Genomic DNA, 9,449 nt, shown 5'->3' with positions numbered 1-9,449 from the left:
GGGGGGGCCTCCCACGCCCGGCGGCCCCCGCCCACCGGTCCCAGCCCGGCTCAGTAGTGGCGGATCCCGGCGGACAGCGCCCGGGCCCAGGGCGCGTCCACCTCGTCCGCCGCGGACGCCACCACCAGGTGGCACAACATGCCCCTGGCGAAGAACTCCTGCACCTGCGCCTCGTCCGCCCCGGACACGCCGCGCACGTACTCGACCGCCCGGGCGTACCCGCGCTGCACGACCTCGCGCACGGCCTCCTCGGACAGCGCCGCGCACTGGGCGTGCATCTGGACCGACAGCAACGGGCGCTCCTCGGAGATCAACCGCGCGTAGGCGTCGCCCATCGCGAACAGGACCGCCTCCGGCGTGCTGCCCTTCGCCCGGGCCACCCCGTCCGCCAGGCTCTCCCTGATGCGCGCGAAGCAGTGCTCGACCACGGCGACGAACAAGGACTCCTTGTCCGGGAACAGCCGGTAGACGTACGCCTGCGAGATCCCCGCGGACTTGGCGACCTCACCGGTGGTGGTGCCGTAGTAGCCGCGGGCCGCGAACGCGCCGAGCGCGGTCCGCAGCACCGTGTCGCGACGCTCCTCGGCGGTGGAGAGTCGGCGTTCGCTCGTCTTGCCCGACATGGGAGTAATCAACCACTCACACCACGGCCTGTCAAGTCGGGCACTCGTCGGAAACTCAATCCCAAAATCCCCAATACCCAACCCGTGCCAACCTGTAACCGTCATGGCAAAAGCCTTGAACAAACTTGTGCACCACGTGACAATCACCCTCATTTGGCGAATATGTGCAGTTCAGACCCCTTCAACTATCCTGCCGTGACAAATTTCCGCACACCCTTGCACCCTTGTTGTGCCGTCGTTAATTTCCCCTCTGCGACGAGATGAACGCGATTTGCGAGCCGCCCGGACCACCACACCGCCACGCGTGCGTTCGGCGCCAGAGAGGACCTTGCCGTGAGATCAAGCAAACGAGGCACAGCGGTCGCCGCGGTAGCCGCGGTGATCGCCGGCCTGGTGGTCGGCGCGGGCACCGCCGCCGCCGCCGCACCGGGCGACCTCACCCAGAGCTACACCTGCCCGTTCCCCCTGATCGGCGACCAGAACGTCACGGTCGACATCGGGACCACCCAGCCGGCCACCGTCGCCGCGGGCGCGTTCACCCCGAGGATCGACATCACCGCCGTGGCGAACGCGGGCGCCACGGCCACCCAGGGCCTGCGCCTGGTCGGCGCGGAGACGATCCAGGGCTCCGCCCGCGCCACCTCGGCGGTGACCGCGCCGGGCGACCAGGGCGAGCTGACCGTCCAGGTGACCAGCACGGTCCCCAACCAGCCGATCCCGGCGGTCGGCGGCGACCTGGTCGTCAACGCCACCGGCTCCGCGCCGGGCCTCCGCTTCGACCAGCCGGGCACGGCGACGCTGGACGTCGTCGACCTGGTGCTGGAGATGACACCGCTGCGGGCCGACGGCACCCCGACCGAACTCGGCACGTTCGTCTCCGACTGCACCCCGGCCGCGAACCAGGACACCCTCCTCCAGACCTACCAGGTGACCGGGTCGGCGGTGACGCCGGAAACCCCGACCGGGGTGGGCGGGACGCCGCCGCTGCGCCAGAACTACACCTGCCCGTTCCCGCTGATCGGCAACCAGGACGTCGTCGTCGACATCGACACCGACGACCTGCCGGGCGAGGTCGCGGTCGGCGAGTTCACCCCGCCGATCGCCATCACCGCGGTGTCGAACGCCGGTCCGACCTCGACCCAGGGCCTGCGGCTGGTGGGCGGCGAGACCATCGAGGGCAAGGCGGTGGCCACGTCGCTGGTCGACGCGCCGCAGGGCCACCAGGCGGTGGCGGTGGAGAACGCCGTGCCGAACCAACCGATCCCGCCCAGCGGCGACCTGATCGTCAACGCCTCGGGCACCGCGCCCGCGCTGCGGTTCGACGAGCCGGGCACGGCCACGCTCTCCGTGCACGACCTGGTGCTGACCATGACGCCGCTGCGGGCCGACGGCACCCCGACCGGCCTGGGCACGTTCGTCGCGGACTGCACGCCGGCCGCGGGCCGGCGCACCGTCCTGCACACCTTCACCATCACCGCGGGCCAGGACACCAGCGCACCAACCGCGCCGGGCAACCTCCGCTCGCCCGCCCAGTCCGGGACGAGCGTGGACCTGGCCTGGGACGCGGCGACCGACAACGTGGGCGTGACGGGCTACGAGGTCTTCAACGGCGGCACCTCCGCGGCGACCACGACCGGCACGTCCACCACGATCACAGGCTTGAGCCCGGACACCGAGTACACCTTCACCGTCCGCGCGAAGGACGCCGCGGGCAACACCTCCGACGCAGGCAGCCCCGTCACCACCCGCACCAAGCCCACCCAGGGCCCGCCGATCGTCGACTACGGCTACCGACTCGCCGGCAGCACCGGCATCAAGGCCGCCAACGGCTCGGTCGCCCTGGCCGGCGGCATCGACGCGGCGCTCGACCTGTCCACCGGCGCGTTCGAGGCAGACCTGACCCTGAACCCGACCTCGGGCCGGTTCAAGGCGTTCGGGTTCGTGCCGGTGCAGGCGAAGGTCGAGTTCGTCCAGGCGGGCAAGACCACCGGCACGCTCGCCGCGGGCTCGCTCAAGGCCATGTCGAACGTGACCGTGAAGCTGCCCCGGGTCACCGTGCTCGGCATCCCGGTCAGCGCCGGCCCGAACTGCCGGACCAAGACCCCGGCGCAGATCCCGCTGGGGTCGGCGCCCGGCTTCGACCCGCTCACCGGCGGCACCCTCGCGGGCACCTACACGCTGCCCGCGCTCACCGGGTGCGGCCCGCTCAACGGCCTGATCAGCGATCTGACCGCGGGGCCGGGCAACACCATCGAGGTGGACCTGTCCCCGCGCGCCGAGCGCTGACGCCACCGCGAACGGCCCCCGCCACCGCGTCTCCCGGCGGCGGGGGCCTCACGCGCCGACACCCCAACCCCACCCCACCCCGAACCTCCACCCGACCCCAACCCCGACCCCGACCCCAACCCCGACCTCGACCCCGAACCCGACCCCGAACCCCACCGGCCGAACGCGGTCTTCTCCGGCCAAAACCACCCGCGCCGCTACCTTGGACACCATGCTGCTCCAGGCCGCCATCGTCGCGGTGGGCGTGGTCTACGTGCTCGCGGGCCTGATCGGCCGCCGCGCGCAGCCGCGCAACCGGATCGGTGTGCTGCTCGTGCTGGTCGGGATCGGCTGGTCGCTCGACTACCTCGCGGTGCACGACAAGTCGGACCCGCTCCTGCTGCTGTCGAAGCAGTGGCCGGCCGTGCTGGCGCACGCGGTGCTGTCGTTCCCGACCGGCAGGCTGCTGACCGCGCCCCGGCGGCTGGTGGTGACCGCCGGGTACGCCGAGGGCTCGGTGCTGATCGCGGCGGCGTACTTCGCGCCCGTCGAGCCGTGGGCGGTCGAGCTGCTGCGGTGGGAGGCGCCGATGACCGCCGTCGTCGGCTTCTCCGTGCTGGCGCTCCAGGCGCACCGCTGGACGATCAGCAGCGTGGCGCAGCGCCGGACGCTGACCGCGCTGCTGGGCGCGAGCGCCGTGGCGGTGGTGGTGTTCGTCGGATGGGAGCCGCTGGAGCGCGCGGGCCTCGACCCGCCCGTGGTGGTGCTGACGCTCGCGCTCAGCGGCATCCCGCTCACCTACCTCGTCGGGCTGCTGCGCCGCCGGATGGACCGCGGCGGCGTGGCGGACCTGGTGGTGCGGCTCAGCGGCGACCCGCACCGCGCGGGCGTGCAGGAGGCGCTGGCCGCCACGCTGCACGACCCGAGCCTGCGCGTCGCCTACTGGGTGGCCGACCAGGAGCGCTACGTCGACGCCGACGGCCGGCCGGTCGAACCGGACCCCGCGCACACCAGGGTGGACCGGGGCGGCGCGCCGGTCGCCGTGCTGCTGCACGACCCGGTGCTGGACCTGGAGCTGGTGGACGCCGCATGCGCCGCGGTCGGCCTGGCGCTGGAGAACGAGCGGCTCACCGCCGAGCTGCGCGCGAAGGTGCGGCAGCTCGCCGAGTCGCGTGGCCGGGTGCTGCGGGCCGCGGAGGACGAGCGGCGGCGGGTCGAGCGCGACCTGCACGACGGCGTGCAGCAGCGGCTGCTGAGCGTGGCGATGACCCTGGGCCTGGCCGAGACCGTGCCGCCCGAGCGCGGCCGGGCGCTGGCCGCCGAGGCCAAGCAGGCGGTGCTCCAGACCATCGACGAGGTGCGCGGCGTGTGCCACGGCATCCACCCGCCGGTGCTGACCGAGCGCGGCCTGCACGGCGCGGTGCGCGAGCTGACCGCGCTGGCCGAACTCCGGGTGGAGCTGGAGCTGGACCTGCCGGACGAGGTGCCGCCGCAGGTGGAGACCACGGCTTACTACGTGGTGGCGGAGGCGCTGGCGAACGTGTCCAAGCACGCCGAGGCGACGCGCGCCAGGGTGGCGATCACCGGCGACAGCGGGCGGCTGCTGGTGCGGGTGGACGACGACGGCCGCGGGGGAGCGGACCCGGCGGACGGCTCGGGCCTGCGCGGCCTGTGCGACCGGGTGGAGGCGAACGGGGGGACGATGCGGGTGGTCGGCGCGGAGGCGGGCGGCACCAGCGTGCGGGTGGTGCTGCCGTGCGGGTCGTGATCGCGGAGGACTCGACGCTGCTGCGCGAGGGCCTGACCCGGCTGTTGGTCGAGGCGGGCTTCGACGTGGTCGCGGCCGTCGAGGACGCGCCCGCGCTGCTGGCGGCGGTCGAGGAGCACCGGCCGGACGTGGCCGTGGTGGACATCCGGATGCCGCCCACGCACACCGACGAGGGCCTGCGGGCGGCCCTGCGGCTGCGACAGCGGCACCCCGGCACCGGTGTGCTCGTGCTGTCCCAGTACGTGCGGGTCAGCTACGCGGCGGAACTGCTGGACGCGGGCGTGGACGGCGTCGGCTACCTGCTCAAGGACCGGGTGTCCGACCTGGCCGAGTTCACCGCGGCGGTCCGCCGGGTCGGCTCGGGCGGCTCCGCCTTCGACCCGGCCGTGGTGGGGAAGCTGCTGGTGCGGCGGCGCGACGACAGCGACAGCAGGCTGACCGACCGGGAACGCGCGGTCCTCGCGCTGATGGCGGAGGGCCGCACCAACCAGGCCATCGCGCGGCGGCTGTTCATCACCGAGCGGACCGTGGAGAAGCACTGCACCAGCATCTTCGCCAAGCTCGACCTGTCGGTGAGCCCACACGACCACCGGCGCGTGCTCGCGGTGCTGCGCTACCTCAACGCCTGACCGGGCGCCCGCGGCGCCGCGCCACCTCGACACCCGACCGGGCGCCCGTGGTGCGGTTAACCGCACCACGGGGTGGGGGCGGGCACGGTTACACCCACCCCGCCGCACCGGGATCATGGTCCCATGTTGCAACTGGGGGAAGTGGACGTCGAGGCCCGGCCGCGGGCCGGCTACCGCACCGATCTGGTCACCGTGCTGCTGGGGACGTGGTTCTCCCTCGGCCTGTTCCTCGACGCGTGGGCGCACTCGAACGTGCCCGAGCTGGAGACGTTCTTCACGCCGTGGCACGCGGTGTTCTACTCGGGCTTCGCCGCGACCGCCACGTGGATCTGCTGGATCGTGTGGCGCAACTACCAGGGCGGCGCGCGGGGCCTGGCCGCGGTCCCGGTGGGCTACGGGCCCGCCGTGCTCGCGCTGCCCGTGTTCGCCGCCTGCGGCGTGGGCGACTACCTGTGGCACACGTTCATCGGCATCGAGCAGGGCATCGACATCCTGTTCAGCCCGACGCACCTGGGCCTGATCAGCTCGATGATCCTGATCGTGTCGACGCCGCTGCGCACCGCGTGGAGCGACCGGTCGCTGGTCGAGCCGTCGTTCAAGCGGTTCCTGCCGGCGGCGCTGGGGCTGGCGTTCGCGACGTCGCTGGTGCTGCTGTTCGCGCAGTACGCCGACGCCACCATCTACAGCAGCGAGGGCATCGTCCGGGCGTTCAGCTTCGACAAGGGCGACGGCGGGTCGAGCGCCGCGGGCAGGCTGGCCGCGTCGATCATGATCACCAACGTGGTGCTGGTGACGCCGCTGCTGCTGGCCGCGCGCCGGTTCCGGCTGCCGTTCGGCACGGCGACGCTGCTGGCGTTCGTGGTGGTGCTGCTCAGCACGGCGGTCGCCAACTACGACAACCTCAGCACCGCCCTCGGCTTCCTGCTGGCCGGCCTGGTGATCGACGTGCTGCTGGTGCGGCTGCGGCCGGCGGAGGACCGGCTCTTGCACTACCGGGTGTTCGCCGCGGCGGCCTCGTTCGTGACCTGGGTGGCGTACTTCGCGGTCGCCGCCGTCGACCGGGGCGCGGTGCCGAGCGTCACCGAGATGTGGACCGGCGCGCCGGTCATGGCCGCGCTGCACGCCCTGCTGGTGGCCGTGCTGCTCGTCCCGACCGCCCGCCGGTGAGGGTCGTCCTCCTCGTCCTCGCGCTGCTGCTCGGCCCCGCCGCCGCACCGGCCCACGCGCACGCCGGCGGCCTCACGCCGCAGGACCACCTGAGCCGGGTGACCGGGATCGACCCGCCGCTGCCCGGCGTGACGGCCCGCATGGTCAACCACGGCACGCAGCTGGAGGTCCACAACGGCGGCGCGACCGCGCTGCTGGTGGGCGACCGCGAGGTGGGGCCCGGCGAGACCGCCCGCTTCCGCGACGAGCGCACGTCCGCGCCGGAGTGGGAGGTCCCGCTGGGCGGCGGGGCCGCGGTGGTCCGCGGCCGGGTCGACACGACGCCGGGGCCCAACCCGCTGTGGTGGCTGCTGCTGTGCGCGGCGCTCGCGCTCGGCGGCCTGTTCCTGGGCCGCGGTCGGTGGCCGTTGGCGGCGGGCGTGGTCGTGGTGACCGCGGCGCACGCGTGGCACGCGGTCGGCTCGACCCTCGCGGTGACCGGCGGGTCGTTCGTGCCGCTGCTGCTCGGCGCGAGCGGGGTCGGCCTGGTGGCCTGGCCGCTGGCCGTCGTCGCGGTGGTGGCGGCCGCGCGGCGCCGGCCGGCGGCGGCGTTCGTGGCGGCCGTGGTCGGCGCGATGCTCGTGGTGGCGGGCATCCCGGACTTCGACAGCTTCCGGTTCTCCCACCTGCCGTTCGCCGGTCCGGGCGACCTGGACCGGCTGCTCGTGGCCCTGACCCTCGGCGGCGGCCTCGGCATGGCCGCGGGCGGGTTCGACCGCATGAGAAGGGAAGTCCCCCGGTGATCCGCGTCCTGCTGCTGACCCTGTTCGTGCTCGCGGGGTGCTCCGCCGCGCCCGCCGAGACCCCGGCGGCCCCGGAGGCGCCGACCGGGCCGCTGGTGCTCCGGCTGTCGGTCGACGAGGCGTCGCCGCACCGGGTCGAGGTGGCGCGCGGCCGGGTCGTCGAGCTGACCGTCACCAGCCGGGAGCCGGCGGAGGTGCACGTGCACGGGTTCGACGTGCTGGCCGCCGCCCGGGACGGCGAGCCCGCCGAGCTGCGCTTCACCGCCGACCGGACCGGCACGTTCGACGTGGAGGCCCACCCGGACACCCTGCTGGTCCAGCTGGTGGTGCGGTGACCGCCCTCGCCCACGGCGTCGGCGCGCGGCACGACCTGCCGCTGCCGCTGGACCTGGTGCTCCAGGGCGCGGCGGTGGCGCTGCTGGCGTCGTTCCTGGCGCTGGGGCTGCTGTGGACCGAGCCGAGGTTCGAGGCGGCCCCGCGGGCGCCCGGCCGGGACTGGTGGCCGGTGCGGCTCGCGGTGGCGGTCGGGCTGGTGCTCGTGCCCGGACCGGCGTGGCCGCACCTGGTGTTCGTGCTGCTCTGGGTCGGCGTGCCGCTGCTCTCGGTGCTGGTGGGGCCGGTGTGGCGGGTGCTCAACCCGCTGCGCCTGGCCGCCCGGTTCTCCCTCGGCCGCGCCTACCCCGAGCGGCTGGGGCACTGGCCGGCGGCGGTGGGCCTGTTCGCGTTCACCTGGGTGGAGCTGGTCGAGCCGGCGGCGCTGCCCTGGTTCCTGGTCGCTCACGCGGTGGTCGGCGTCGCGGGCGGCGTGGTGTTCGGCGACGCGTGGTTCGAGCGGGCCGACGGGTTCGAGGTGTTCTCCACGCTGCTGGGCCGGCTGTCGCCGCTGCGCGGCAACCCGTTCCGCGCGCTCGTCGCCACGCCCGTGCGGCCGGGGCTGGTGGCGGTGGTCGCGGTGCTGCTCGGGTCCACGGCGTTCGACAGCGTCGGCTCCGCGCCGAGCTGGGAGCGGCTGGGCGTGCCGGACACCGCCGGCCTGCTCGCGGCGGTGCTGCTGGTGGCGGGCACCTACCTGCCGGCGTGCCGGGCGTTCGGCGGCGAGCTGGCGCACTCGCTGGTGCCGATCATCGCGGGGTACGTGGTGGCGCACTACTTCTCGCTGCTGGCGGTGGAGGGCCAGCGGGCGGTGGCGCTGCTGCTCGGCGTGACCGGCTTCGTGCCCGACGACGCGCTCGCCGCGCCCGTGCTGGTGGCGTCGGTGCAGGTGGGGGCGGTGCTGGCGGGTCACCTGCTCGGCGTGGTCGCCGCGCACGACCGCGCGTTGCGCCTGCTGCCGCCCCAGCGGCACCTGACCGGCCAGGTCCCGCTGCTGGTGCTGATGGTCGGGTACACCTCGGGCGGGTTGGCGCTGCTGTTCGCCGGGTGAAGCGGGGGACACCCGAACTGAGTAACGCTCGCTGACTGTCCGTCGCAAGGTTTCTGACACGTTCGGATTAGCTGGGTACCTCGAAAAGGTGGATGAGACCGCATCCAGGCGGACCGCTTGGGCCTCTAGCGGTACCGCAGCGCGTCTATATCACCTGACAGTTTGGCATTTCCCGGCACACGGATGAACGAGCTTGTTCCTGCGGTCAAGCGATCACTAGGTTGGTCGAACGTCGGAATTTGCGAATCTGTGCAATTCATTCCGCGGTGCGAGAGGCCCAAATGAGCGTGTACATCACAGGTCTGCTGTGGGTCGGCGGCGCGGCCGTCGTCGCCGCCCTGGTGGCCTACCTGGTCCGCCGGTACGGGGACGAGGGCGGCCGGCCGGACAACAACGAGGCCGCGGGCCAGGTGTTCACCATCGTCGCCGGCCTCCAGGCGGTGCTGGTCGCCTTCGTGCTCATCGCCCTCTTCGACGCTGTCACTCAAGCGGGTGATTCCGCCTATCAGGAGGCGGACAGCCTGGTGGCGGCCTCGTGGGCGAGCGACGCTTTGGGTACGGAAACGGGTGAGGAGGTCCGGCGACTCTCCCGGGCCTACGCGACGACCGTGATCGACGAGGAGTGGCCGGGCATGCGGATGGGCACGGAGTTCGCCACCTCCACCGGGTGGGCGCAGCTCGGCGAACTGCGCCGGCTGGTGGCGCCGGCGCCCACCCAGGGAGAGGGGCAGGTCGAACTCCAGGCCGAGGCGACCGACCACCTGTGGCTGGTCAAAGAAGGCCGGCAGGCGC

Annotated in this window: 9 protein-coding genes; 8 read left to right on the top strand and 1 reads right to left on the bottom strand. The window is 73.5% G+C overall.

All coding sequences use genetic code 11. From position 1 onward, the window contains the following. Positions 1–50 precede the first annotated feature (50 nt). A complete protein-coding gene (locus ACFV4N_RS33960; RefSeq protein ID WP_499676753.1) occupies positions 51–623 on the bottom strand; it encodes a TetR/AcrR family transcriptional regulator in 573 nt (190 codons plus the stop codon). Positions 624–956: 333 nt separating this feature from the next. Here ACFV4N_RS33960 and ACFV4N_RS33955 point away from each other — a divergent pair, with 333 nt between their 5' ends. From ACFV4N_RS33955 to ACFV4N_RS33920, 8 genes are all read left to right on the top strand, one after another. Further along, a complete protein-coding gene (locus ACFV4N_RS33955) occupies positions 957–2,909 on the top strand; it encodes a DUF6801 domain-containing protein (RefSeq protein ID WP_499676752.1) in 1,953 nt (650 codons plus the stop codon). A gap of 211 nt (positions 2,910–3,120) precedes the next feature. Further along, positions 3,121–4,656, top strand: coding sequence for a sensor histidine kinase (locus ACFV4N_RS33950; RefSeq protein WP_499676751.1), 1,536 nt, complete (start codon positions 3,121–3,123; stop codon positions 4,654–4,656). Next, positions 4,644–5,285, top strand: a complete 642-nt coding sequence (locus ACFV4N_RS33945; RefSeq protein WP_499676750.1) for a response regulator transcription factor — start codon at positions 4,644–4,646, stop codon at positions 5,283–5,285. The genes ACFV4N_RS33950 and ACFV4N_RS33945 overlap by 13 nt, the downstream gene beginning before the upstream one ends. A gap of 123 nt (positions 5,286–5,408) precedes the next feature. Continuing rightward, positions 5,409–6,452, top strand: coding sequence for a hypothetical protein (locus tag ACFV4N_RS33940; RefSeq protein ID WP_499676749.1), 1,044 nt, complete (start codon positions 5,409–5,411; stop codon positions 6,450–6,452). Then, positions 6,449–7,234 (top strand): hypothetical protein, encoded by a 786-nt coding sequence (locus ACFV4N_RS33935; protein WP_499676748.1) that lies wholly within the window; start codon positions 6,449–6,451, stop codon positions 7,232–7,234. The genes ACFV4N_RS33940 and ACFV4N_RS33935 overlap by 4 nt, the downstream gene beginning before the upstream one ends. Then, a complete protein-coding gene (locus ACFV4N_RS33930; RefSeq protein WP_499676747.1) occupies positions 7,231–7,569 on the top strand; it encodes a cupredoxin domain-containing protein in 339 nt (112 codons plus the stop codon). The genes ACFV4N_RS33935 and ACFV4N_RS33930 overlap by 4 nt, the downstream gene beginning before the upstream one ends. Next, complete coding sequence (locus tag ACFV4N_RS33925) at positions 7,566–8,657, top strand: hypothetical protein (RefSeq protein WP_499676746.1); 1,092 nt, start codon at positions 7,566–7,568, stop codon at positions 8,655–8,657. The genes ACFV4N_RS33930 and ACFV4N_RS33925 overlap by 4 nt, the downstream gene beginning before the upstream one ends. A 281-nt stretch (positions 8,658–8,938) precedes the next feature. Continuing rightward, the coding region (locus ACFV4N_RS33920) for a bestrophin-like domain (RefSeq protein ID WP_499676745.1) at positions 8,939–9,449 on the top strand (511 nt) is incomplete at its 3' end.

The sequence above is a fragment of the Actinosynnema sp. NPDC059797 genome, assembly GCF_042732085.1.
Classification (GTDB): domain Bacteria; phylum Actinomycetota; class Actinomycetes; order Mycobacteriales; family Pseudonocardiaceae; genus Actinosynnema.
The sequence above is the reverse complement of the archived record's forward strand: the minus strand, read 5'-3'. Positions and strand labels throughout refer to the sequence as shown.

Coding starts and splice junctions, on each gene's coding strand:
- ACFV4N_RS33960 (WP_499676753.1), bottom strand. CDS start 623: ATGTCGGGCAAGACGAGCGAACGCCGACTCTCCACCGCCGAGGAGCGT.
- ACFV4N_RS33940 (WP_499676749.1), top strand. CDS start 5,409: ATGTTGCAACTGGGGGAAGTGGACGTCGAGGCCCGGCCGCGGGCCGGC.
- ACFV4N_RS33950 (WP_499676751.1), top strand. CDS start 3,121: ATGCTGCTCCAGGCCGCCATCGTCGCGGTGGGCGTGGTCTACGTGCTC.